This window comes from Phormidium sp. CCY1219 (assembly GCF_055795085.1).
Genome location: NZ_JAYFEQ010000933.1, coordinates 1 through 284, shown reverse-complemented (window position 1 = coordinate 284; position 284 = coordinate 1). Strand labels below are relative to the sequence as shown.

1 protein-coding gene is annotated in these 284 nt (G+C 46.1%); it reads right to left on the bottom strand.

What is annotated here, in order from left to right:
* A partial coding sequence (locus tag AC0QH1_RS30610) for a hypothetical protein (RefSeq protein ID WP_324635229.1) occupies window positions 1-284 on the bottom strand: 284 nt, incomplete at both ends.

Sequence of the window (284 nt, the reverse complement as noted above, 5' to 3'; positions counted from 1 at the left end):
TTCAGTGTGAGACTTCCGTTCTCCGGGAGAGCGGTAATTTTGATTTTCTCCAGTTCGTCTCCCTCGCTATCGGCAAACGCCTGAGTGAAATCACTGGCCAAAAACGAAATATCACCATTTTGATTGCCGGATTTATTAAAAGCACTGACTTCCGGTGCAGCATTAATCGCCGCCACGGATACATTCACTTTCGCATCGGTGGAAGCGTAACTGCTGCCATCAAACCCATTCCAGCCAAAATTAATCTCCCCAGTAAAGTTTTCCCCTGGCGTAAAGACTAATTT